This is a genomic window from Neisseria sp. HMSC068C04 (assembly GCF_001810105.1).
Lineage (GTDB): Bacteria > Pseudomonadota > Gammaproteobacteria > Burkholderiales > Neisseriaceae > Neisseria > Neisseria flavescens_B.
In genome coordinates, this window is the sequence record NZ_KV799988.1 from 1 (window position 1) to 23,122 (window position 23,122).

22 protein-coding genes are annotated in these 23,122 nt (G+C 47.5%); 10 read left to right on the forward strand and 12 right to left on the reverse strand.

The genetic code is table 11. The features are described from left to right. Positions 1 to 48: 48 nt before the first annotated feature. Positions 49 to 1,458 carry a PepSY-associated TM helix domain-containing protein gene (locus HMPREF2700_RS08975; RefSeq protein ID WP_070591638.1) on the reverse strand — a complete coding sequence of 470 codons (1,410 nt, stop codon included), beginning with the start codon at positions 1,456 to 1,458 and terminating at the stop codon, positions 49 to 51. A gap of 345 nt (positions 1,459 to 1,803) precedes the next feature. Between HMPREF2700_RS08975 and greA the strand changes: the two genes are divergently transcribed. Next, positions 1,804 to 2,280: a transcription elongation factor GreA gene (gene greA / locus HMPREF2700_RS08980; RefSeq protein WP_003684304.1), complete on the forward strand. Its 477-nt coding sequence runs from the start codon at positions 1,804 to 1,806 to the stop codon at positions 2,278 to 2,280. A gap of 97 nt (positions 2,281 to 2,377) precedes the next feature. Further along, positions 2,378 to 2,806, forward strand: a complete 429-nt coding sequence (locus HMPREF2700_RS08985) for a DUF4149 domain-containing protein (RefSeq protein ID WP_070591639.1) — start codon at positions 2,378 to 2,380, stop codon at positions 2,804 to 2,806. A gap of 134 nt (positions 2,807 to 2,940) precedes the next feature. Here HMPREF2700_RS08985 and HMPREF2700_RS08990 read toward each other — a convergent pair whose 3' ends face one another. Continuing rightward, complete coding sequence (locus tag HMPREF2700_RS08990) at positions 2,941 to 3,702, reverse strand: OmpA family protein (RefSeq protein WP_070591640.1); 762 nt, start codon at positions 3,700 to 3,702, stop codon at positions 2,941 to 2,943. 442 nt (positions 3,703 to 4,144) lie between these two features. Between HMPREF2700_RS08990 and HMPREF2700_RS08995 the strand changes: the two genes are divergently transcribed. Continuing rightward, the gene (locus HMPREF2700_RS08995) at positions 4,145 to 5,095 is read left to right on the forward strand and encodes a CysB family HTH-type transcriptional regulator (RefSeq protein WP_070503716.1); all 951 of its coding nucleotides are present in this window, start codon (positions 4,145 to 4,147) and stop codon (positions 5,093 to 5,095) included. Between the two features lie 86 nt (positions 5,096 to 5,181). Here the strand turns inward: HMPREF2700_RS08995 and fnr are convergent, their stop codons facing one another. Continuing rightward, positions 5,182 to 5,916 (reverse strand): fumarate/nitrate reduction transcriptional regulator Fnr, encoded by a 735-nt coding sequence (gene fnr / locus HMPREF2700_RS09000; protein WP_039862092.1) that lies wholly within the window; start codon positions 5,914 to 5,916, stop codon positions 5,182 to 5,184. Positions 5,917 to 6,077: 161 nt separating this feature from the next. Between fnr and hemN the strand changes: the two genes are divergently transcribed. The 4 genes from hemN to HMPREF2700_RS09025 all read left to right on the forward strand — a co-directional run bounded on the left by hemN (position 6,078) and on the right by HMPREF2700_RS09025 (position 9,849). Beyond that, on the forward strand, positions 6,078 to 7,499 hold the full coding sequence (hemN, locus tag HMPREF2700_RS09005; RefSeq protein WP_070591642.1) for an oxygen-independent coproporphyrinogen III oxidase: 1,422 nt from the start codon (positions 6,078 to 6,080) through the stop codon (positions 7,497 to 7,499). 131 nt (positions 7,500 to 7,630) lie between these two features. After that, positions 7,631 to 7,963, forward strand: coding sequence for a hypothetical protein (locus HMPREF2700_RS09010; RefSeq protein WP_003684426.1), 333 nt, complete (start codon positions 7,631 to 7,633; stop codon positions 7,961 to 7,963). A 614-nt stretch (positions 7,964 to 8,577) separates the two neighbouring features. Beyond that, positions 8,578 to 8,823, forward strand: a complete 246-nt coding sequence (locus tag HMPREF2700_RS09020) for a DUF1289 domain-containing protein (RefSeq protein ID WP_070591646.1) — start codon at positions 8,578 to 8,580, stop codon at positions 8,821 to 8,823. A gap of 39 nt (positions 8,824 to 8,862) precedes the next feature. Beyond that, on the forward strand, positions 8,863 to 9,849 hold the full coding sequence (locus tag HMPREF2700_RS09025; protein WP_070591647.1) for a TraB/GumN family protein: 987 nt from the start codon (positions 8,863 to 8,865) through the stop codon (positions 9,847 to 9,849). A gap of 99 nt (positions 9,850 to 9,948) precedes the next feature. Here the strand turns inward: HMPREF2700_RS09025 and HMPREF2700_RS09030 are convergent, their stop codons facing one another. The 8 genes from HMPREF2700_RS09030 to HMPREF2700_RS09065 form a co-directional block, all read right to left on the reverse strand. Beyond that, a complete protein-coding gene (locus HMPREF2700_RS09030) occupies positions 9,949 to 10,944 on the reverse strand; it encodes an ornithine carbamoyltransferase (protein ID WP_070591649.1) in 996 nt (331 codons plus the stop codon). A 143-nt stretch (positions 10,945 to 11,087) separates the two neighbouring features. Then, complete coding sequence (locus HMPREF2700_RS09035) at positions 11,088 to 11,843, reverse strand: methylated-DNA--[protein]-cysteine S-methyltransferase (RefSeq protein ID WP_070591650.1); 756 nt, start codon at positions 11,841 to 11,843, stop codon at positions 11,088 to 11,090. A gap of 168 nt (positions 11,844 to 12,011) precedes the next feature. Further along, complete coding sequence (locus HMPREF2700_RS09040; protein WP_070591651.1) at positions 12,012 to 12,497, reverse strand: hypothetical protein; 486 nt, start codon at positions 12,495 to 12,497, stop codon at positions 12,012 to 12,014. 95 nt (positions 12,498 to 12,592) lie between these two features. Continuing rightward, complete coding sequence (gene dapE / locus HMPREF2700_RS09045) at positions 12,593 to 13,738, reverse strand: succinyl-diaminopimelate desuccinylase (RefSeq protein WP_070591653.1); 1,146 nt, start codon at positions 13,736 to 13,738, stop codon at positions 12,593 to 12,595. 116 nt (positions 13,739 to 13,854) lie between these two features. Then, on the reverse strand, positions 13,855 to 14,475 hold the full coding sequence (locus HMPREF2700_RS09050) for a glucose-6-phosphate 1-dehydrogenase family protein (protein ID WP_070591654.1): 621 nt from the start codon (positions 14,473 to 14,475) through the stop codon (positions 13,855 to 13,857). A 34-nt stretch (positions 14,476 to 14,509) separates the two neighbouring features. Then, the gene (locus tag HMPREF2700_RS09055; protein ID WP_070584903.1) at positions 14,510 to 15,019 is read right to left on the reverse strand and encodes a hemerythrin domain-containing protein; all 510 of its coding nucleotides are present in this window, start codon (positions 15,017 to 15,019) and stop codon (positions 14,510 to 14,512) included. Between the two features lie 85 nt (positions 15,020 to 15,104). Continuing rightward, the gene (gene azu, locus HMPREF2700_RS09060; protein ID WP_003684449.1) at positions 15,105 to 15,683 is read right to left on the reverse strand and encodes an azurin; all 579 of its coding nucleotides are present in this window, start codon (positions 15,681 to 15,683) and stop codon (positions 15,105 to 15,107) included. A gap of 291 nt (positions 15,684 to 15,974) precedes the next feature. Continuing rightward, the gene (locus HMPREF2700_RS09065) at positions 15,975 to 16,397 is read right to left on the reverse strand and encodes a DciA family protein (protein ID WP_049329568.1); all 423 of its coding nucleotides are present in this window, start codon (positions 16,395 to 16,397) and stop codon (positions 15,975 to 15,977) included. Positions 16,398 to 16,550: 153 nt separating this feature from the next. Between HMPREF2700_RS09065 and secA the strand changes: the two genes are divergently transcribed. From secA to HMPREF2700_RS09080, 3 genes are all read left to right on the forward strand, one after another. Then, positions 16,551 to 19,304 carry a preprotein translocase subunit SecA gene (gene secA, locus HMPREF2700_RS09070; protein ID WP_070591655.1) on the forward strand — a complete coding sequence of 918 codons (2,754 nt, stop codon included), beginning with the start codon at positions 16,551 to 16,553 and terminating at the stop codon, positions 19,302 to 19,304. A gap of 132 nt (positions 19,305 to 19,436) precedes the next feature. Beyond that, positions 19,437 to 20,537: a chorismate synthase gene (aroC, locus tag HMPREF2700_RS09075; protein ID WP_070591657.1), complete on the forward strand. Its 1,101-nt coding sequence runs from the start codon at positions 19,437 to 19,439 to the stop codon at positions 20,535 to 20,537. Between the two features lie 117 nt (positions 20,538 to 20,654). After that, positions 20,655 to 21,092, forward strand: a complete 438-nt coding sequence (locus HMPREF2700_RS09080) for a ProQ/FINO family protein (RefSeq protein WP_070591658.1) — start codon at positions 20,655 to 20,657, stop codon at positions 21,090 to 21,092. A 342-nt stretch (positions 21,093 to 21,434) separates the two neighbouring features. On the opposite strand, the gene HMPREF2700_RS09085 is transcribed toward HMPREF2700_RS09080, so the two are convergent. Then, on the reverse strand, positions 21,435 to 23,009 hold the full coding sequence (locus HMPREF2700_RS09085) for an inorganic phosphate transporter (RefSeq protein ID WP_070584891.1): 1,575 nt from the start codon (positions 23,007 to 23,009) through the stop codon (positions 21,435 to 21,437). Between the last annotated feature and the right edge of the window lie 113 nt (positions 23,010 to 23,122).

Genomic DNA, 23,122 nt, shown 5'->3' on the forward strand with positions numbered 1-23,122 from the left:
ATTTTGGGGAATTTTGCAAAGGTCTCGGCCTTTAATCACATCGGGCGGTTATTTAAACCATCTTGCCAATGCCGGGATACGCGACAACAACAGTGTATCCAAAATCCAAATAACAGCGATTGCAGCAATGGCTGTCGGGAAAATCACAGCCAAAATCAAAAGCGGCACAGCCATTGCCCACCATACCGGCAATTTGATTTTCTGCGCCGGAGGAACCAAACCACGTGCTTCCGAAGGACGGCGTTTCCACCACATTACACAGCCGCTGACACAGATAAAGATAATCGCCAGACAGAACAAGACATTTGCCAATACGCTCCACCAGCCCAATGTACCCATATGCAAAGCAATGCTTGCCGCCATGAATTTACCAAACCAGTTGTAATCGTCGAAATGAATATCAGCCAGAATTTTACCGCTGTATTGATCGATGTGTACCGTGCGGTCAGCGGTCGGACTAATCATATCGTAACTCATTGAGTCTTGCGACAACGTCCATACACCGGTCTCACCTTTGGGTAAATTGAGCTGATAACGGCCTTTAAAGCCAATTTCACGTGCAAAGCGGTCAACCGTCTCCAAAGTCATCGGCTCGCTTGGATTAATGCCGTTTTCGCCCATTGTCGTACCGGAAACCGGCATAGGCGTCAGCTCCAAAATCCATGGCACTTCTTTGGATTTACCGTCGTTCAGCACATCACCATGGGTTGGCACGGAAGATACCGGATTAGGCTCCACACCCCATTTACCCGCAGGAAACTGGCTCCATGCCTGAACCGCTTTACCGCCCCAAATACCTGCCCAAGCAATACCTGACAAACAGAACAGCAACAAAATCAAAGAAACCCAAGAGCCAAATGCGCCGTGCATGCTACGCCACCATGTGCGTCCTTTGCCTGCTTTCGGCACAAGCATGGATTTCAGGCTGCGCTGTTTCGCCCACCACAAATAAATCCCCGTGATTATCATCAGGATGGTCAGCGACGCGGTAGTTTCCAGCAGATAGTCACCCACCGGGCCGATCATCATATCGCCGTGGATTTCGTCCATCGTGTGATACCAGCCTTGACCGCGCGGCATCGTATTCACAACTTTTGCTGTATAGGGATCAACGGCAACCATAGTGGCTTTATCGTCATTGTTCACGCGGAATACGGCGACCATGTCATCTGCGCGCGGCGCAATATATTGCACTACAGAAGCAGTTTCCGGATTCACAAACTGTCTGGCGGCCTCAGCCTGAGCCGACAAAGGCTGCACCACTGCCTGCGGCGTAATATGTATGCGTTCGCCTTCTTTACCGGTAATATTGGCGAATAGCAGCATTCCCAACCCTGTAACAGCCAGCAGGGTTAAAAACGGCGCGACCAAAAGTCCGGCATAAAAATGCCATCGCCAAACAGTCAAATAACGGCGGTTAGCCTGTTGTTCATTTTGGGAAGTTGGTTTTGTTTCCATATTTTCTCTTCATATAGTTAAAGCAGACTAATTACTACGGATTAGTAACAGGTATTTTAATCAAAAACATTCATTTAAGAAACCGTTTTTTCCAATGCAGCTTTGAAATACTTCAATATTTAGTTTTCAGGCCGTCTGAAAAAACAAAATAGACAGAAAACAACACTTTACTGAAAATCCGTTTTAATCATTGCGGTTTCGGCAGAATTTGGTAGAATACAGACATTACTTATTTATTCATCAAGCCGCCAAGCTTTGGCGGCTTGTATTTTTATTTCCAATCCGGCTACCGCGCGTGGCCGGATAAAATTTTAAAAGCATCATCATGCTTTCATGGAGAACCCAATGCAAAAAATCCCTTTGACCGTCCGTGGTGCAGAATTGTTGAAACAAGAACTTCAACACCTAAAAAGCGTGGCACGCCCAGAAGTCATTGAAGCCATCGCCGAAGCACGTTCGCACGGTGACTTGTCTGAAAACGCAGAATACGAAGCCGCCAAAGAGCGTCAAGGCTTTATCGAAGGCCGCATCGCCGAGTTAGAACACAAACTCTCTATGGCGCATATCATCAACCCTGCCGAAATCCATGCAGAAGGCAAAATCGTGTTCGGTACAACTGTGACACTGGAAGATTTGGAAACCGAAGAACAAGTTACCTACCAAATCGTCGGTGAGGATGAAGCAGACATTAAAGAACGCAAAATCTACGTTGGCTCTCCAATTGCCCGCGCCTTAATCGGCAAAGAAGAAGGCGACGTTGCAGAAGTTCAAGCACCCGGCGGCGTACGTGAATATGACATCATTGCCGTGCAATATATCTAAATAAACAAAAGGCCGTCTGAAAATATTTTCAGACGGCCTTTTGTTGTACCTAAAAACACCATAATAGAAAAAGTGAAATCTTCCCAGGAGAAACATAATGAATCTACTGTACAAAATTATCCAAACCGCCGCCGCCATGTGGCTCGGTATGCAACTGACCGCAGGCTATGTTACCGCCCCAATCCTGTTCCGCCTTCTGCCTAAAATACAGGCAGGAGAAATTGCCGGCATTTTGTTTGCCATTACAGCACTATGTGGCTTAGTTATTTTTGGCGCAGCCTATGCCTTTTTCAGAAAACCGCTGGCCTCACTTTCTTGGTGGATATTGGTGCTTTGGTTACTCTTAGCCTGCAACCATCTTTTGGTTACACCGGTTATCGAGGCACACAAGTACGGTCTGGATAACTGGCTGCTGTCCCTAGTAGGTGGAACATTCGGCGTTTGGCACGGCTTATCCAATATCATCTTTTTGATTTGTACGATACTGGCAGCCATCTGCGTATGGAAATGGCCCAAACCAAACTAATCTGTCTTAATAAAAGGCCGTCTGAAAAAAGTCTTTCAGACGGCCTTTTATTTTGAATCATAAATTCCCCGACTCTTCAAATATAAACCATAAAGAAATGCCCTGCATATTGCAGGGCATTTTTCACAAACCGATTAAGGTTTAGCGTAACCGTGAACGCCATTGTAAGGAGCTGGGATCCAACCTTCATCAGTAGCAGGCAATTCGCCTTGACCTTCGATAGTTTGGCCTGGAGCAACTTGACGAGTAACAACGCTGCGGATTTTAACGTCAACGCGGCGGTCAGGTTCGATACAAGCGATAAGGGCAGCACGTTTCTTAGCTTTAGAAACTTTTTTGCCCAGTTTAGCAACTTCAGCTTCACAAGTAGCAGTCATGCGAGCTTGAGATTCGCCCAGACCTACTGCAGAGATTTTGCTAGAAGCAACGCCACGGCCTACCAAGTAGTTAGCAACTACGTTAGCACGACGCTCAGACAGAGCTTGGTTGTATTCTTCAGAACCCATGAAGTCAGTGTGACCTTCAACACGTACAGTTTCTACGTTTTTGTTGCTCAGGCGTTGAGCCAAAGCGTCCAGGTTTTCTTGAGCTTCAGGACGCAGGTTGTCTTTGTCGAAGCCGAACAGAGTTTTAGTAGACAGAGAAACAGTTTCATCAACATACTCAGGAGCTTGTTGTACAGGAGCAACTGCTTCACGATCACCACATTCAACACGGCCTTGGGTAGCTTTGTCGAAGTAGCTGTTTTTCCAGCATTCGCCGTAGTTGTTACGGACGATTTCTTGAGATTGGCTGCTTACGGTGTAACCGTGTTTGGTGTGCGCTTCGCTGGCCATAGCGGTGCCGGAGGCAACCAAGGCAACGAACAATGCGCTTAATTTCAGCTGTTTGGTCATTTTATTCCCTCATCAAATTGTTATGCGGCGGACTAGGAAAGCAACCGCTGCAAAGTACCAATATACAGGCCGCAGTATCAAAACAGCGGCAAATCGGATATATCAGGTTGCACTATAAAGAAGCGCAAGGCAAACTGTCAATACTCGATGCCTTCAAACAATCATGAAGTGCCTGCTTCCTAGTAGTTAATCATGCCGAAAAATCAATCTTGTGTCATTAATTTAGGGCAAAATCAGACAATTCATCCACCTTAAGTTGTACAAAAACAACAAAACCCCTTTCCCTCTTCTTTCCTGAATTTCCCGTTTTCATATCGTTAAAAGATATTTCCATTAAAAACAACCGTTTTCAAAACTCGGGGCAAAACTGGGCAAAATATGTTAAATTACATGCCGTTTGTCGCACAAAATCCACATTAACAACGTATCCGGTACTGCTACCATGAAACTGCAACAATTACGTTATGCCCTTGAGGTTTACCGACACAATCTGAATGTCTCAGAAGCCGCCGATGCGCTTTTCACATCCCAGCCCGGCATTTCCAAACAAATCCGCCTGCTTGAAGAAGAATTGGGTATCCAAATTTTTATCCGCAGCGGCAAACGTGTGGTTTCCGTTTCACAACCGGGCAAAGCCGTATTAGAGATTTCGGAACGGATTTTGCGTGATGTGCAAAACATTAAAAATATCGGCAGCGAATTTACCGATCATGACAGCGGCTCCCTGACCATCGCGACAACGCATACCCAGGCGCGTTATGCTTTGCCAAAAATCGTTGCGGAGTTTGTCAAAAACTACCCTAAAGTCAATTTGACCATCAAACAAGGCAGCCCTTCTGCCATTGCGCAAATGGTCAGCAGCGGCGAAGCTGATTTAGCAATTATTACTGAACGCATTGACGATCATCCTGAGTTGGGAAAACTGCCCTGCTATGAATGGAACCATGCCGTCATTGTTCCGCACGACCACCCTCTTTTGGACTGCCGCAACCCTTTAAGCCTTGAAGATTTAGCTTCTTTTCCGCTGGTTACTTACGAATTTGCTTTTAATTCCGGCAGCAGTATCGCGCGTACATTTAATAAAGCGCATATTGAGCAACCTGATGTTGCCTTATCGGCTGCCGATACGGATGTATTGAAGACATATGTCCGCTTAGGCTTGGGCGTTGGTTTGATGGCTAAAATGGCGTACGATCCCGTTGTCGATCAAGATTTACAACTTATTGATGCGGCACACTTATTTGAACCGTCGCCCACATGGATAGCCTTACGCACTGATACCTACCTGCGTGGTTACGCGTATGACTTTATCCAGATGTTTGCACCAAAACTGACCAGAGAAGTAGTCGACCGTATTCTGTACACACCGGTTGTTGAAGATTTTTCAATTTAATATCTGACTATCACTTTCGTAACTTAACAATTATTCTTTAATTCTTGTTAAAAAGGCCGTCTGAAATATTTCAGACGGCCTAAGATTCAGATAGCGTGCGAACAACCGGAAACCATTTTCTTCAAGGTTGTCGCATCTAAGATTTTGATGTGCTTGTGTTCAACCGAAATCAAGCCTTCATGATGGAATTTAGACAAGGTGCGGCTGACTGTTTCCAGTTTCAGCCCCAAATAGCTGCCGATTTCCTCACGCGACATCCGCAAGATAAAATCATTGGCGGCGAAGCCTCGTGAATAGAGACGCTGAGACAGGTTGAGCAAGAATGCCGCCAATCGCTCTTCAGCGCGCATATTGCCCAAAAGCAGCATAACACCCTGATCTCGGACAATTTCGCGGCTCATCAAGCGGAAAAAGTGGGAGCGGAGGCTGGGAATATCCTGACCGAGTTCCTCAATATGAGTAAACGGAAGCTCGCATACCTCGCTGTCTTCCAAAGCCACAGCATCACAGCTGTGAATATGGGAACAAATCCCATCCATACCGATCAGCTCGCCCGACATAAAAAAGCCGGTTACCTGATCTCGTCCATCTTGGCTGGCGACTGTTGTCTTAAAGAAGCCCGCACGGATGGCAAACAAAGAGGTAAACGGCTCGCCGGCACGGAACAGGTATTCACCTTTTTTCAGACGGCGGCTTTGACGAATAACCGCGTCCAATTGTGAAAATTCGTTAGGCATCAGTCCGACAGGCAAACACAGCTCGCGTAAAGAACATGTGGAACACAAGGTTTTCATTTGATGTGTTGCATTGTGTGTGGCCATAACGCACCCTTAATCTGCATAGTTCTATAAATCCCTGATGAAGCCGAATAACTATTGACCCAAGTCAAAGTCGGCATATCATTATCAGGCATTCTACCAAACTATCGAAATTTTGACTAAAATTTTCCCTAATTTCCCTACTTTATACTACAAGCCCGACCATGAAAATCATCCCCATCTCAAATAACACCAACACAAACAACGAATTACCGGAATTTGACCGTGAATTGATTGCCAGTTTGCCATCAAGCGGTCCCCGTTATACATCCTATCCGACTGCCGACCGCTTCCATGAAGGCTTTAAAGAAGCCGAATATATCCAAGCTTTAAGCCTGCGCAATACGGGAGCGCTCAACAAACCCCTTTCGCTCTACATCCACATTCCCTTCTGCAATACCATCTGCTACTACTGCGGCTGCAACAAAATCATTACCAAAGACAAAAGCCGTGCCGATGCCTATATCCAGTATCTGGAAAAAGAAATGGAATTGCTGGCACCGCATTTGGGCGGAAGACACCAGCTCGCGCAGCTCCACTTCGGCGGCGGCACGCCCACATTCCTGAGCGACGACCAACTCGAACGCGTCTTCGACATGATTCGTAAATACTTCCAGCTGATTCCCAACGGCGAATACTCCATCGAAATCGACCCGCGCAAAGTCAGCCGCGAAACTGTCCTCAAACTGGGCAAACTTGGTTTCAACCGCATGAGTGTCGGTATTCAAGACTTTGACCCTAAAGTGCAGGAAGCCGTCAACCGTATTCAAAGCTACGAAGAAACCAAAGAAGTGATTGATGCCGCGCGTGAAGCCGGATTTAAATCAGTCAGCGTCGATTTAATTTACGGCCTGCCGCACCAAAACACCGAAAGCATCAAAACCACCATCGACACGGTCTTGTCCCTCGATCCCGACCGCCTCGCCCTTTACCACTACGCCCACCTGCCGCATATCTTCAAACCGCAACGCCGTATCGACACCAATGTCGTACCCGGCAGCGAAGAAAAACTCGATATGCTGCAATATTGCGTTCAAACCCTGACCGAGCGCGGCTATGTCTTCATCGGTATGGACCACTTTGCCAAACCTGACGACGAACTCTCCATCGCCCTCAAAGAAGGCTTCCTGCAACGCAACTTCCAAGGCTATTCAACCTATGCCGACTGCGATTTGGTAGCGATCGGCGTGTCCTCTATCGGCAAAATCGGCAGCACCTACTCCCAAAACGAGCGCGACATCGATGCCTATTACGCCGCACTCGATGCCGGACATCTGCCGATTATGCGCGGCTACCAACTTAATCAAGACGACATCCTGCGCCGCAACATCATTCAGGATTTAATGTGCCGCTTCTCGCTTGATTATCAAATCTATGAAAGCGTGTTCGGCATTCCGTTTAGCCGCTATTTTGCAGCCGAACTGGAAGATATGAAGCAACTGGAAACCCTCGGCCTGGTCCGTCTCAAACCGCACAGCCTGACCGTTACGCCGAAGGGCCGTTTCCTGATCCGCAACATCGCCATGGTGTTCGACTACCATCTGCGCCATAAAGAAACCAAAGCCAAATACTCGCAAACTGTGTAAACAGGAATGGACAAGGTCGTCTGAAAATTTTCAGACGACCTTTGTTTTTATTTTCAATACTTTCGGGTAACATAAAACCATATTTTCCGCTTTATCAGGATTCAAAGTTAATTTGTATAGGCGCGTATCCTATGATTACCGAACAGCAAAACGATATCCTCAGCATCAATCAAGTGCAGCTTCTCCTTGCTGAAAAACGCACGGCTCTTGCTATCATGCGTACGGGCATTGCCGTTTTCGCACTCCCTTTGTCTATTTTCAGTGCGCTGATTGCGACATCGAAATGGTACGAGGCCGTCGATGTTTGGCCTTTGCTCGCACTGGTCAGTCTGATGAACATCAGTTTGATTATTTTCTCGATCTATCTGATTACCCGCTCGCTCCGTAGAATGCACCAATACGACCGAATGATTGCCGATATCAAATACAATAATCAGTCTTTGCGTAAACTGATTAAGTCATAAAATGCAGATCGTTGGGGCTGAAATAGGTCGTCTGAAAATCAACATATAGAGGAACTCCAGATTTGTATTAAAACATGATTCTGCCAAACATACCGTAATTGATCTTGGAGACCTTACTGTACACTTTGTTCCCCCTATTTGAATCGATACGATACCATTGCAGTACAAGATATAAAATGAACATTAAACATAAAGAATGGATAAAAATCTTACTCCTCCCTCATTTAATAACGGCTATTTTTTTAGGGCCAGCAATAATTGTTTTTTGGTCAGGTGGATTTGTCGGTCTCTATTCTGTTATAAACGTGTTCAGTGAATTAGGTTCGCTTAATTATTATATTTATATTGGAATTCCTTTAATTTTTATAATGTTTTTACTTGGGTTTTATTGGAAAAATCTGACGATAGGGAAGATACTGACTTCTTCTGCGATATATTTATGGTTTCTCTTAGGGTTTTTATGCCTAGGGTGGCAGATATAAACTTATTGAAATGACCAACTCAATTGGATATTGGTAGGAATCCTACTGGATACACTTGCCGTGTTTAGACAAATACGAATGCAGTCTGCAATTTTGATTTGTCCGGTCTCTTATCTCAAACGCTTTTAAAATATGGAACAACCCGATTTTTTCCCCATCCCCAGTCCCTGTATAGGTGTCTGCGAAGCCAATGCCAAAGGCTATTGCAAAGGCTGTCTGCGCAACCGGGAAGAGCGCTTGTACTGGCTCCAGATGACCGATAGCCAAAAGCATCAAGTCATGCACCTTCTATCCCTCAGGAAGGCCAAAATCCGCAACCGCAAAATGGAAAAACCCGAAACGGGCGAACATCCGGTTCAAAACCTGCTCGATTTCTAAAATTGCCCCTACCTACCGCACACCACAATAAGGAAAAACATGAAAAAACTGCTTGCCTGCCTGCTTTTGCCATTGACCGCCCTTGCCTTGGGTGCCTGCCAACCTAATGCAACTTCAACCGACAACAAACCTGCCGAACTTAACTGGCAGCAGCCTAAACTGACCAGCAATGTTTGGAAAATCAGCAAAGAAGGCCAACCCGATTCCTATCTGCTCGGCACCATCCACATGGGGCAAACCAATCAAACCTTGTCTTCCGATGCAGTCAAACTATTGCAATCCACCGACCAACTGACCACAGAAGTCGATCCACTGCCGGACAGCAGTCCGGAAACGAAAAAAATGTATCAAAAATACTTCAAGGAAGTCATGAGTACCGAACCGCTCAGCCTCAAGCTTGGCAAAGCAGATTTCCGTCTTTTACAAGAAATCTATTCACAAAATGAAGAAAGCCGACCCATCGCCCAATTTGCCGACAAACTCCATCCGTGGGCGGCATTCATTTTTGCCGGCAGTACATTTCCCAAAGGGTATAGCTCAGAAACCGGTGCAGATATGTTGCTGACCAACGCGGCCGCCGACATCAATAAGCCGCGTGGTTCATTAGAAAGCTTGGACGATGTTACCGCGATCTTCAAAGCCCAGCCTGAAGAAACCATGCTCAACTTTCTGAAAGCCAGTATTAAAACCAATAAAGAAGAAACCGAAGATATCAAAAAACTCCATCAAGCCTATTCAGACGGCCGCTTTGAAGAACTCATCCCACTTTTGGAAGAAACCGAACAACGCACCCTCAAACTTGTTGATGCCAAATACGCCAAAGCCATGTCCGATTGGCTGAAAAACGACCTCCTGATTCGGCGTAACTTGGCATGGCTGCCTGAAATCCGCAAGCAATCCGCCAAACAAAGCACCCTCTTTGCCGTCGGTATTGCCCATTTACCCAGCGAAAAAGGCTTAATCGAACTATTGCGTCAAGAAGGCTATCAAGTAACGCCCGAACCCAAAGTCCTGATTTGGCAATAAACCCCAATCAAACGACAAGGCCGTCTGAAAGTCTTTCTTTCAGACGGCCTTTATTTAATCTCTATTAAATGAAGCAGTAAGCAATGTTGAGCATAACAATCAATCGCCCAATGCCGCTACCATCACCGCTTTAATCGTGTGCATCCGGTTTTCTGCCTGATCAAACACAATGCTGGCTTCGCTTTCAAAAACTTCTTCCGTTACTTCCACACCATTCAGGCCGAATGTCTCATAAATCCATTCGCCGACCTTGGTTTCGCGATTATGGAAAGCAGGCAGACAATGCATAAATTTAACTTGCGGATTTTCCGCCGCCGCCATCAGCTCAGGCGTAACGCGGTAATCTTTCAGCAAATCAATACGTTCCTGCCAAGCCTCTTTAGGTTCGCCCATACTGACCCACACATCGGTATGGATAAAATCCACGCCTTTCACGGCTTCCTGCGCATTCTCCGTCAACAGAATCCGTCCGCCGGTCTCTTTAGCAACAGCCTGCACCGTCTCGATAATGTTTTCAGACGGCCACAAACTTTTCGGCGCACCGATACGCACGTCCATGCCCAGTTTCGCAGCCAACACCAGCAACGAATTAGCCATGTTGTAACGCGCATCGCCGACGTAAGCAAACGCAATTTGGTTCAAAGGCTTGTCGCTATGCTCGCGCATCGTCAGCGCATCGGCGAGCATTTGGGTCGGGTGAAACTCGTTGGTCAAACCATTGAACACAGGCACACCTGCATACTTGGCCAGCTCTTCCACCACATCCTGTCCAAAACCGCGATATTCGATACCGTCAAACATCCGCCCTAAAACACGCGCCGTATCCTTAATGCTTTCCTTATGCCCGATTTGACTGGCAGAAGGCTCCAGATAAGTTACCCCTGCCCCTTGGTCGCGTGCAGCCACTTCAAACGCGCAACGGGTGCGGGTTGATGTTTTCTCGAAAATCAGGGCGATGTTTTTCCCCTTCATCCGCTGCACCTCGCACCCTGCTTTTTTAGCGGCCTTCAATTCGGCAGCAAGGTCGAGATAGATGGTGATTTCTTCCGGCGTAAAATCCAAAAGTTTTAGAAAATGGCGGTTTTTCAGGCTCATGTCTTATTTCTCTTTTTCTAGCGTGGGCGTTACCCAACATTTTTCTCCATGCAGATTTTTCCGGGCTTCCCCGACCTTCTGCTACTCAATTTTTTAACGTGCGAAGCCTGCCCGAAGCGCGGCCCCTTATCCTCTATCAAAACTCAGAACAAGGCCGTCTGAACTTCGCCTCGCTCCAAGGCAAGCAACGACTGTTTGCGGTTCAAGCCGCCTGCGTAGCCGGTCAGTTTACCGTCGCTGCCAATAACGCGGTGGCAGGGAATCAGGATAGACACCTTATTCTGTCCGTTTGCAGCGGCAACGGCACGAATGGCTTTAGGATTACCCAACTGTTGCGCCTGCTCCTTGTAGCTGCGCGTTTCACCGTAAGGAATGGTCAGCAGCGCATCCCACACCTGCTGTTGAAAGGCTGTACCTATCGTTTCCAAAGGTGTCGCAAAAACTTTCAGACGGCCTTGAAAGTATAAATCCAATTCTTGACGCAAAAGTTGCGTTTGCTCATTTTCTTGGAAAATAAACTGCCCGCGTAAAGCTTTTTGGACAGCCATGATTTCCTGTTCCATATGTTTCTGCCCGACAAATTCCAACAGACACAAACCCTTGCTGCCGAACACCGCCAACATCTCGCCCAACGGCGTGGCAACCGCGGCCGCAGTCAGTTCGTGCGGACTATCCGGATAACGCGTTTCCAACAGTCGGAAAGCTCGGCGGATACGAACATATTCCTCAGGCGTACAACCGATACAATCAATAAAATCCTGCTCAAGCTGCTTGGCTTCGTGTTCCGTAAACCGCTCGTGCAGCAAGGCTTCGAGGTCGGCAGAAAAGTCGGTTTCCAACTGCTCGCGGATTTCATTCCACTTTGATGGAAGCGCATTTAAAGAAGGCAGAGTAATCATCTGCATTTACTCCCGATAATCAACAAACCCCCAAACGATTACCCGACGGATCATAAAACCCACCATCCGGTACGGCGGCTTTAAAACTTATGTGCAGGTTGGCTGGAAGTTTCCGCCTACCCTATCAATGAAATTCACTCAAAATTTTATAAAATCCAAAAATTGGAATTATAGAATTTTCTTTAAAACAACAAACTCTTTGTCTTTTTCTATCTTAAATTTTCCCAAGACCCACTCGCCGCTCTTTTTAAACTCTCCGTTTTCTCCACAATAGCCTCTTTGCTCAACCTTGGTCGCTTGCAGAATCACTTCGTCATCACTTACAAATCGATAAAGACCTTCTGAATGCGGAAAACATTCATTCCCGCATTCTGCTGAATAACTGCTGCTAAACCTGCCGCCCTTATCAAACTCAATGTGCTTTCCATAAATGTGATTGTCAGAGCCGGCTGTTTCTGCCCGACTGAGATAATATGCGTTTTGGGGCGCATCCATGGGTAACTCGTCAATATGCCACAATCCCACCAGCACATTTTTTTCTAAAATTTTTCCTTGATTAATTGAAACTGCTTGAGGCTTTGGCTCGGACTCAAAGCAACCTGTCAAAGACAATGATAATCCCAATACAACAAGGGCAGAGATAAATTTCGGCATGGATAAACCTTTAGTGAAAAAATCGATTAATGACAGTCAAGGCATTGCCACAATGTGTACTAATTTTAATAGGGGCAATACCCTTTCTGCCGTTTTCAGACGGCCTTTTCATCCAACAAACGTTTCAACATACCTTCATACACTGCCGACAGCTTAGGAATATCTTCCAAGCGCACATTTTCGTTGATTTGGTGGATGGTCGCGTTGGACGGGCCTAACTCGATGAGTTCTTTGGCAATGGCTTTGATGAAGCGTCCATCCGAAGTACCGCCGGTGGTGGACAATTCGGCCTCAATGCCACAAATCTCGGCAATGGCTTCGCGTGCCACATTGGTCAATTTTCCGGCCTGAGTTAAAAACGGTTGGCCTGAGCAAGACCACTGCAAATCATATTGCACGCCGTGTTTGTCCAAAATGGAGTGGACGCGTTGTTTCAGCCCTTCTTCGGTGGACTCGGTAGAGAAACGGAAATTGAATTTGACGTTCAGCTCGCCCGGAATAACGTTGGTCGCGCTTGTGCCGCCGTTGATATTGGAAATTTGGAAACTGGTCGGCGGAAAGTATTCGTTGCCCTCGTCCCAGACTTCTTGTGTCAGCTCTAACAAGGCCGGGGCAAAAGTATGCACGGGATTGATTGCCAAATGTGGATAGGCAATATGGCCTTGCTTGCCTTTGACAGTCAGGTTGCCCGACAGCGAGCCGCGGCGGCCGTTTTTCAACATATCGCCCAATTTATCCACGGCAGTCGGTTCTCCGACGATACAGTAATCAATCAACTCGCTACGCGCTTTCAACACATCGATGACTTTGGTCGTACCGTCCAGCGCATCGCCCTCTTCGTCCGAAGTAATCAGGAGCGCAATGCTGCCTTGATGATCAGGATTTTCGGCAACGAAACGCTCGCAGGCGGTAACGAAACAGGCAATGCTGGTTTTCATATCCGCCGCGCCGCGACCATACAGACGGCCTTCACGCTCGGTCGGTTCAAACGGAGGCGAATCCCATTTTTCAACAGGGCCTGTCGGCACGACGTCGGTATGTCCGGCAAAGCAGAACACCGGAGCCTGCGTACCGCGTCGCAACCAAACATTTTTGGTGTCGCCAAAATGAAGCTCTTCTACGGCAAAACCGATTTTTTGCAGGCGTTTGGCCAGCAGTTGTTGGCAGTTTTGGTCATCCGGCGTAACGGACGGGCGGGAAATCAGCTCTTTGGCAAGCTCTAAGGATTGAGTTTCGGTCATATTTGTTTGTTCACTTTGAGAAACAGGCCGTCTGAAACGTTCTGAATATGATTTTCAGACGGCCTTGAGTTTATTTGAAGATACTGAATAGGCAGTCTGCCTTTCGGTATTCTGAGTTATTTTCCATGACAAGCTTCGTAAAGCGGCAGTAAGTCTTCCACTGTTTCCGCTATCCATTTCACGACATCCTGCTTGCCCAAATCATCACGTTCGATGTGTTTCCCGATACAGAAGAAATCTTTGTCGTCTCGAAGCTTTCTATCGCCGTCGCTTTGTTGGGCAACGGTACGATAATCGTCATATTCGCTTTCCGTACCATGCCACATATCGAATGAAGCGTATTTTTCAGTATCAAAATTATCCAGCCAGCGGTTGTAATCAGGCAACGCAATGGGGGAAACATCGGCTTTATAGCAATGCCAATCCAAGCTGACACTCAAACGGCGGCGATTCAGCAAAATCGATAAAATCGCTGCGGAATTTTTATATTGTTCGTATTTGAAATAGGCAAAGAAATGAGCGCGCACCTGCCAGCCGTTACACCAGCGTTCGATATGCGGCGGTGCAAACGGCGCACCCAATTCGGCGGCAACCTGCTGGATCAGCTGCTGCCATACCTGCCAGTTTTCTTTATAGTCTGCCTTGATTTGCGGAATGCTTTCAGGCTGGTATTTTTTTAGCTGGGAAAACTGGAAAAAAGGGATATTGAACAAATCGCAACTTTTTGGGGTCAGCATAGTGTATTCCTTGAGACGATTGTTTCAGGCGGCCTTATTTGCGGCGGCGTGCGGCCATAATTTCGCCGATTTCGGTCAGTTTTTCTTTGGGGATAAAGGTTTTGCCCATATCAAACAGCGGCTCTTCAATCGCCAGATGAACATCATATCCTGCGACAAAACGTTTGAATGCTTCGGCATCAGGGATATAGGCGTTATCCGCTTCAAGCTTGGCAAATTCAGCCGCTACGCCGTCCCAGTTGCTATGCAGGCTGACATGTTGACGCAACAGTTCGTCAACGCTTTCTTGGGCTTGCGGCGCATATTGCAATAAAAGCGGAAAGAAGTTTTCCTCTTCATCTTCATGATGCAAGGGCGCGGCAACGTTGAAATACTGGGCAATTTGGCGGATGGTTTGCAAAACAACCTGATTGCAGCCGTTTTCGGCGATATAGTCCGACAACATGGCAACCTGATTGCAGAAACGGCGCACTTTGCCGTGGCAGGCATACAGCATTTCAATAGGTTCGGCAAAAGTAACGCTTTTGGTTTCAAACGGATTCATAGGATTTATTCTTAAATTAATGTTTCCAGATTATAACAAAACAGCCTGCGCAAGGCAGGCTGTCTGTTTTCGAGCTTTAGGCGGATTAGTCAACCAAAGTAACTTTACCGTTCATCAAAGCGCCGTGACCTGGGAAGGTGCAAGCGAATTTGTATTCTCCGTCAGCCAGTTTGGCTGGATCCAGAGTCAAAGAAGATTCTTCGCCGCCACCGATCAGTTTGGTGTGGGCAACAACGCGTGCATCATCAGGTTTAACGTAGTCAGTGTCAGCTGCGCCAACGCCATCTTTGAAAATACCGTCCATGTCTTCAGCTTTACCGATGACAATGTTGTGACCCATGCTGGTTTTAGGTTGGGTACCGGTGTGTTTCAGGGTGATGGTGAATTCTTTACAAGCTTTGCTTACTTGGATTTCTTTAGTGTTGAACTGCATAGCGTCGTTGGCTTCAACAGTAGTCGCGCAGTTGCCGGCAGCAGGAGCAGCGGCAGCGTCGGCCGGAGCGGCTTCAGAAGCAGGAGCTGCATCAGCAGGTGCAGTAGTTTCTGCAGGGGCAGCTTCGGAAGCGGCAGAAGCAGCAGGGGCTTCAGCAGGTTTTGCAGCTTCTTGAGAGCATGCAGCCAAGCCGATAACGGCAGCGGAAATCAGAGCCAGATAAGCTTTCATTGATGTATCTCCTAATGATGAGAGTTTTGTTAAGTTCTATTAACAGCACTACACGAATATATTAATAAAAGGCAAACGCCAAACTAAAATTTATCCGCATAGCGTGATGTGAAATTCAGGCGTTATTTTGCTACAAACTTCACACGAAATCAAAGTTTCAAGCCAAGTTTACATCAGTTTACCTAAAAGAAAACAGATACTTTCTAGGTCGTATTTCTTTAGTATTAGATGCTATCAGCCGAACGATATAAGTTTTAACATTTATTAACTGTAATCTCATCTAACATAATTTTAACGGCTATGCTTGCGTACCAATTCTGCCAATGCCGCCGCCAATTCGGGATGCTTGCCTTCCAATTTAGCTGCCGCCTCATCGAAACTGTCTAAAGCTGCCTCGCTCAATCTCAAACTATTGGTTTTCGGTTGAGTCGGAGGCTTGGGAACTACCCGGACCACCACTTCCCTGACGCCTGCATGCAATGTTTGCAATTTGGGTAACATGGCAGGCAGGATCATTTTCAAACGCGAAGCAGCCATATTATTGGCGGCAAGCAAGACCAATCTTCCGTCTTCTACGCAGGCCGTCTGAAAATGCGGATGCAGGTTTGCCGGCAAAACCGTTTTGATTTTTGCATCCAATTTCCGCCATTGTTGCGATTGTTGCAACAAGCCCGCCAATAAATGATCGCGTTTGCCTAATTGTGCTAAATCCATAGTTTCAGACGGCCTCTCAGTGAATTAACCAAACAATTACAATTGAAATACAGCAAAACCGCCTTTATTTCAAACAGCATTACCGCGTTATACAAGCGCTTGTGTTAAAATCCCAGTTTCGCCCACTATTATATCAAGGCGCAGGAATTATTCATGCTGACAAACATTGCTAAGAAAATCTTCGGCAGCCGCAACGACCGCCTGCTGAAACAATATCGTAAATCCGTTGCCAAAATCAACGCGCTTGAGAAACAAATGCAGGCCTTGAGCGATGCAGAACTGCAAGCTAAAACAGCCGAATTCAAACAACGTCTCGCCGACGGACAAAGCTTGGACGACATTTTGGTCGAAGCCTTTGCCGTCTGCCGCGAAGCATCGAGCCGTGTATTGGGCATGCGCCACTTCGATGTACAGCTGATCGGCGGTATGGTCCTGCACAACGGCAAAATTGCCGAAATGCGTACCGGTGAAGGTAAAACTCTGGTGGCTACCCTTGCCGTTTACCTGAATGCATTGTCAGGAAAAGGCGTCCACGTTGTTACCGTCAACGACTACCTCGCCTCCCGTGACGCGAGCATTATGGAGCCGTTGTACAATTTCTTAGGCTTGAGCGTCGGCGTGATCGTCGCCGATTTGCAACCTTTCGAACGCCAAACTGCTTACGGTGCCGACATTACTTACGGTACAAACAACGAATTCGGTTTCGACTACCTGCGCGACAATATGGTTACCGACCAATACGACAAAGTTCAGCGCGAATTGAACTTTGCCGTAGTCGACGAAGTGGACTCCATTTTGATTGACGAAGCGCGTACGCCGCTGATTATTTCCGGCCAAGCGGATGACAACATCCAGCTCTACCGCGTGATGAACGCCGTTCCTGCCCACCTTATCCGCCAAGAAACCGAAGAAGGCGAAGGCGATTACTGGGTAGATGAAAAAGCACACCAAGTTATCCTGAGCGAAGCCGGTCACGAACACGCCGAGCAAATCCTGACCCAAATGGGCTTATTGCAGGAAAACGATTCGCTCTACTCTGCCGCCAATATTTCCCTGATGCACCACCTCATGGCTGCATTGCGCGCGCACACCCTGTTCCACAAAGACCAACACTACGTTATCCAAGACGGCGAAATCGTGATTGTGGACGAATTTACAGGCCGTCTGATGGCCGGCCGCCGCTGGTCCGAAGGCTTGCACCAAGCCGTTGAAGCCAAAGAAGGCGTAGAAATCAAACGCGAAAACCAAACGCTCGCGTCTATTACCTTCCAAAACTACTTCCGCCTGTACAACAAACTGTCCGGCATGACCGGTACGGCCGACACCGAAGCCTTCGAGTTCCAAAGCATTTACAACCTCGAAACCGTCATCATCCCGACCAACCGTCCTGTACAACGTAAAGACTTCAACGACCAAATCTTCCGTTCAGCCGAAGAAAAATTTGAAGCTGTTGTCAAAGACATCGCCGAATGCCACAAAAACGGCCAACCGGTTTTGGTCGGTACAACCAGCATCGAAAACTCCGAACTGGTTTCCCGCTTGTTACACGAAGCAGGTCTGCCGCATAACGTTCTGAACGCTAAAGAACACGAGCGCGAGGCATTGATTGTGGCCCAAGCCGGTAAAGTCGGCGCAATTACCGTTGCCACCAACATGGCCGGCCGCGGTACCGATATTGTCTTGGGCGGCAACCTCAAACATCAAATCGAAGCCATCCGTGCCAATGAAACCTTGAGCGAACAGCAAAAACAAGCGCAAATTTCCGCCCTTGAAAGCGGTTGGCAAGCCGAACACGACCAAGTTGTGGCCGCAGGCGGTTTGCACATTATCGGTACAGAACGCCATGAAAGCCGCCGTATCGACAACCAATTGCGTGGTCGTGCGGGCCGTCAGGGCGACCCCGGCTCCAGCCGTTTCTATCTGTCGTTTGAAGACCCATTATTGCGTCTCTTTGCACTCGACCGTGCCGCCGCCATCCTCAACCGCCTGGCACCTGAGCGCGGCGTTGCCATCGAACACGGTCTGCTGACCCGTCAAATCGAAGGCGCACAACGTAAAGTCGAAGGCCGCAACTTCGATATGCGTAAACAAGTTTTGGAATACGATGACGTTGCCAACGACCAACGTAAAGTGATTTACCATCAACGTAACGAAATCCTGACCAGCAAAGACGTCAGCGATTTGACCCGCGAAATCCGCGCCGACGTTATCAGCGACTTGGTTGATTACCACATCCCGCCTGACAGCATGGAGGAGCAATGGGACATTCCGGCACTGGAGCACCAACTTGCCGCCGATTTCCGCCTGCATGTCGATATTAAAGGCTGGCTAAAAGAAGACAGCACTTTGGACAACCAAGACATTAAAGAACGCCTCATCAAGCGCATCGAAGACGAGTATGCCGAAAAAGTCGAATTGGTCGGCAAACAGGCTATGTCTGACTTCGAACGCAATGTTATGCTGCAAGTTATCGACAACCAATGGCGCGAACACCTCGCCGCTATGGACTACTTGCGCCAAGGTATCCATCTGCGCAGCTATGCTCAAAAAAATCCGAAACAGGAATACAAACGCGAAGCTTTCGCCATGTTTGAAAACCTGTGGCGCAGTATCAAACAAAACATTGCCGCTTTGCTGACCGCCGTTCAAATCGAGCGCAACAGCGAATACGACCACACTGCCGCACAAAGCGTCAGCGATGTTCAAACCGTCCACTCCGATGCGCCTGATATGGAAGAATTGCTCGGCCAATCGCAAACCGATTTGGTTACAGAAGCGTTCGATCCTGACGGCACAGACTTCAGCCCCGAAGCGCTTGCACAAAACGGCCTGATTGTTCACCGCAACGATCCTTGCCCTTGCGGCAGCGGCCTGAAATACAAACAGTGCCACGGTAAATTGAACTAAGCAGTCATCTCAAAAGGCCGTCTGAACGGTGAAACGAGAATCTTTGATTTCGTTCTCACATCTGTTCAGACGGCCTGAGAATTATCCAAACAAGCAAAAAATTTCCAAACCCAATTTCAAAAGAGTATCCCTATGGCAGGCAATACCTTCGGACAAATCTTTACCGTTACCACTTTCGGCGAAAGCCACGGCGCAGGCTTGGGCTGCATTATCGACGGCTGCCCGCCCGGATTAGAATTGAGCGAAGCGGATATCCAGTTTGACCTTGACCGCCGCAAACCCGGCACCAGCCGCCACGTTACCCAACGCCGCGAAGCCGACCAAGTCGAAATCCTCTCCGGCGTATTCGAAGGCAAAACCACCGGCACACCCATCGCCCTCCTGATCCGCAATACCGACCAACGCAGCAAAGACTATGGCAATATCGCCACCAGCTTCCGTCCCGGTCATGCCGATTACACCTACTGGCATAAATACGGTACACGTGACTATCGCGGCGGCGGTAGAAGTTCCGCCCGCGAAACCGCTGCCCGCGTTGCCGCCGGAGCAGTCGCTAAAAAATGGCTGAAAGAAAAATTCGGCACGGAAATCACCGCCTACGTTACCCAAGTCGGTGAAAAAGAAATCCAGTTTGAAGGCTACGAATACATTTCCCAAAATCCTTTTTTTGCAGCAAACCAAAGCCAAATTGAGGGCTTGGAAAACTATATGGACAGCGTGCGCAAATCATTGGATTCTGTCGGCGCAAAACTTCATATCGAAGCAGCCAACGTCCCTATCGGCTTGGGCGAACCGGTTTTTGACCGCCTAGATGCAGAAATTGCCTATGCCATGATGGGCATTAATGCCGTCAAAGGCGTTGAAATCGGTGCAGGTTTTGATAGCGTAACGCAACGCGGCAGCGAGCATGGCGACGAGCTCACGCCACAAGGCTTTCTATCCAACCACTCAGGCGGCATCTTGGGCGGCATCAGCACCGGACAAGATATCCATGTGAATATTGCCATCAAACCGACCAGTTCCATCGCCACACCGCGCCGGAGCATTGATATAGAGGGCAACTCTGTCGAACTTGCCACACACGGCCGCCACGACCCCTGCGTCGGATTACGCGCCGCTCCGATTGCAGAAGCCATGCTGGCCTTGGTATTGATTGACCACGTCTTACGCCATCGTGCGCAAAATGCCAACGTTCAGGTAAATACACCGGACATTGCCAAATTGGAAAAATAACCATTTATTTCTGAATATTCTCAGAAAAATTTAGCCAAATCACAGTCTTTATACTACAATAGCACCTTATTGCCGTATGACAAAAATACGGATTTATATTAGAGGAATACAACCGCAATGGCACAAGAAACCGCTTTGGGCGCTGCGCTGAAATCTGCCGTCCAAACCATGAGCAAGAAAAAACAGACAGACATGATTGCCGACCACATTTACGGCAAATATGATGTATTCAAACGATTCAAACCGTTGGCCGTCGGTATCGACCAAGACTTGGTTGCCGCCCTGCCCCAATACGACCCTACACTGATTGCACGCGTACTGGCCAACCACTGCCGCCGTCCGCGCTATCTGAAAGCCCTGGCTCGCGGCGGCAAACGTTTTGACTTGAACAACCGCTTCAAAGGCGAAGTCAGCGCAGAAGAACAAACCATCGCCCAACAGCACCCAGCCGTTCAACAGGCATTGGCTGCACAAGCCGAACGCCAAGCCGCTAAGGCTACCGCTGAAGCAGAAACGGCTCCTGTGCAAGCTGAGACCAACGAAGCTGCTGAATAATGTTCAGACGGCCTGATAAGGCTCATACTAAATAGAAAAACCCCAATTCAATACGGCACTTAAACGTCAATGAATTGGGGCTTTTTTATTGCCCTAACATTATAGTAAACTGATTAAAAATAGCTTTGTTTGCCTTACTACTCTAAGTTTTGAAACCAAAATCTTTTCCAAGATATTCCCAATAAAATATTTCTCTATTACCTTAATTATTCTTGTATCAGTACAGACATTGAACAACATTATTTGTTCGACATTAAAGCAAACTAAAATCTCCTCTTAATGAACATAAGTAAAGGCCATCTGAAATATCTTTCAGACGGCCTTTTGAAATCAAATAATCAATTAAAACACTGCTTGCAAAACCAAATAGCTGACAACAGACAAAACGGCAGCTGCAGGCAAGGTAATTACCCAAGCAAGGCCGATCGGTTTCATCAATTTCCAGTTGGCATTACGGTTAACCAAGCCGATACCCAAAACAGCACCCACCAAGATATGGGTACTGGAAACAGGCAAGCCCATAAATGATGCAGCCATCACGACGGCGGCGGCAGAAAGCTCTGCAGAAAAACCTGACGCAGGGTGCATTTCTGCCAAGCTGGTGCCTACGGTTTTAATCACTTCTTTGCCGACAAACCACAAGCCGACGATCAAAGCGATACCGAAAGTCAACATGGCAATCGGCGGCACGGCGTTTTGAGCGGTAATGCTGTTGGTACGCAACACATCCATAATTGCGGCAAACGGACCAATCGCATTGGCAATATCGTTCGCACCATGGCTGAATGCAAAACCGCAAGCGGTAAATACCTGCATCCATGAGAACATTTGGAAAGTCGATTTATCCAAATCTTTGCGTTTTAAACTTTTGGCAAATACAAACGTACCCATCCAAATAGCCGCACCGATCATGAAAATGGTCAGGAAGCTGTTGACGTTGCTCATGCCCAAATGCAGATTTTTCAGACCTTTGAAAATCAACATGGCCGCAATCATCATGCCGCCGACAGAAGCAATAAACGGCACCCAGGAATGCAGGGCTTTGTAAGAATCTACTTCGCCCTTACGGCTGTCAAAGCGGTGCAGACCGCGATAATACTCAGACTGCAATTCTTCAGGATCAAAGTCCGGCTCATCATAAATTTGGGCATCGTGCGCCATTTTGGTGGCGTATTCGACTTTTTCAGATTCACTCAAGGCTTCAAAAAACAGGCGGTGTTCTTCTTTATAGGCTTTCTTCTCCAACTTGATGCCTTTGAGCGTATTATCAGCCCAAGAGTTGTAGTCCAAAACGTTTTTCTTAATTCGTGAAAACAACAGATAGGAAACGATGCCGCCCAATACCGGAGACAAAATCCAAGACAAGGCAATTTCGCCCAACTTGTCCCATTGAATCAGCGCAACGGAATCCACACCGTTCAATGCCGCCATACACAAGGCACTACCGACGATACCGCCGATAATGGCATGTGTCGTGGAAACCGGCAGGCCTTTGCGTGATGCGAAAAGCAGCCACAATGCCGCAGCCAAAAGCGCAGACATCATAATAAAGACAAACTGCATCGGATCCAGATGCATGCCATTCAAATCGACAATACCCTTACGGATAGTATCTGTTACCTCGCCACCGGCAATCACTGCGCCGCTGACTTCAAATACTGCCGCAATCAGCAAAGCTTGCGGAATAGTCAATGTGCCGGAGCCGACACTTGTACCGAAAGAGTTGGCAATATCGTTACCACCCACATTAAACGCCATAAAGACGCCGAAAAAGGTAGCAAGGATAAACAGGCCGGAGTGGTTGTAGTGGGTATAACCCAGGCCCCAATAAATAAAATAGCCGACCATGCTCACAAGCATAGCGGCAAAAACCGTATTAATCAGCTTCAAGTTCGCACTCGACTGAGTTTGAGCCATGGAAAGTTTCCTTTTGGAAAACATGTTGAGTCGCGTTATTTTAACCTCTTTGTAATCTTTCTTGCACCAACTATTTACATTAAATGCCGAAATTCCCGTAAAAACGTCAAAAG

Coding starts and splice junctions, on each gene's coding strand:
- HMPREF2700_RS08975 (WP_070591638.1), bottom strand. CDS start 1,458: ATGGAAACAAAACCAACTTCCCAAAATGAACAACAGGCTAACCGCCGT.
- greA (WP_003684304.1), top strand. CDS start 1,804: ATGCAAAAAATCCCTTTGACCGTCCGTGGTGCAGAATTGTTGAAACAA.
- HMPREF2700_RS08985 (WP_070591639.1), top strand. CDS start 2,378: ATGAATCTACTGTACAAAATTATCCAAACCGCCGCCGCCATGTGGCTC.
- HMPREF2700_RS08990 (WP_070591640.1), bottom strand. CDS start 3,702: ATGACCAAACAGCTGAAATTAAGCGCATTGTTCGTTGCCTTGGTTGCC.
- HMPREF2700_RS08995 (WP_070503716.1), top strand. CDS start 4,145: ATGAAACTGCAACAATTACGTTATGCCCTTGAGGTTTACCGACACAAT.
- fnr (WP_039862092.1), bottom strand. CDS start 5,916: ATGGCCACACACAATGCAACACATCAAATGAAAACCTTGTGTTCCACA.
- hemN (WP_070591642.1), top strand. CDS start 6,078: ATGAAAATCATCCCCATCTCAAATAACACCAACACAAACAACGAATTA.
- HMPREF2700_RS09010 (WP_003684426.1), top strand. CDS start 7,631: ATGATTACCGAACAGCAAAACGATATCCTCAGCATCAATCAAGTGCAG.
- HMPREF2700_RS09020 (WP_070591646.1), top strand. CDS start 8,578: ATGGAACAACCCGATTTTTTCCCCATCCCCAGTCCCTGTATAGGTGTC.
- HMPREF2700_RS09025 (WP_070591647.1), top strand. CDS start 8,863: ATGAAAAAACTGCTTGCCTGCCTGCTTTTGCCATTGACCGCCCTTGCC.
- HMPREF2700_RS09030 (WP_070591649.1), bottom strand. CDS start 10,944: ATGAGCCTGAAAAACCGCCATTTTCTAAAACTTTTGGATTTTACGCCG.
- HMPREF2700_RS09035 (WP_070591650.1), bottom strand. CDS start 11,843: ATGATTACTCTGCCTTCTTTAAATGCGCTTCCATCAAAGTGGAATGAA.
- HMPREF2700_RS09040 (WP_070591651.1), bottom strand. CDS start 12,497: ATGCCGAAATTTATCTCTGCCCTTGTTGTATTGGGATTATCATTGTCT.
- dapE (WP_070591653.1), bottom strand. CDS start 13,738: ATGACCGAAACTCAATCCTTAGAGCTTGCCAAAGAGCTGATTTCCCGC.
- HMPREF2700_RS09050 (WP_070591654.1), bottom strand. CDS start 14,475: ATGCTGACCCCAAAAAGTTGCGATTTGTTCAATATCCCTTTTTTCCAG.
- HMPREF2700_RS09055 (WP_070584903.1), bottom strand. CDS start 15,019: ATGAATCCGTTTGAAACCAAAAGCGTTACTTTTGCCGAACCTATTGAA.
- azu (WP_003684449.1), bottom strand. CDS start 15,683: ATGAAAGCTTATCTGGCTCTGATTTCCGCTGCCGTTATCGGCTTGGCT.
- HMPREF2700_RS09065 (WP_049329568.1), bottom strand. CDS start 16,397: ATGGATTTAGCACAATTAGGCAAACGCGATCATTTATTGGCGGGCTTG.
- secA (WP_070591655.1), top strand. CDS start 16,551: ATGCTGACAAACATTGCTAAGAAAATCTTCGGCAGCCGCAACGACCGC.
- aroC (WP_070591657.1), top strand. CDS start 19,437: ATGGCAGGCAATACCTTCGGACAAATCTTTACCGTTACCACTTTCGGC.
- HMPREF2700_RS09080 (WP_070591658.1), top strand. CDS start 20,655: ATGGCACAAGAAACCGCTTTGGGCGCTGCGCTGAAATCTGCCGTCCAA.
- HMPREF2700_RS09085 (WP_070584891.1), bottom strand. CDS start 23,009: ATGGCTCAAACTCAGTCGAGTGCGAACTTGAAGCTGATTAATACGGTT.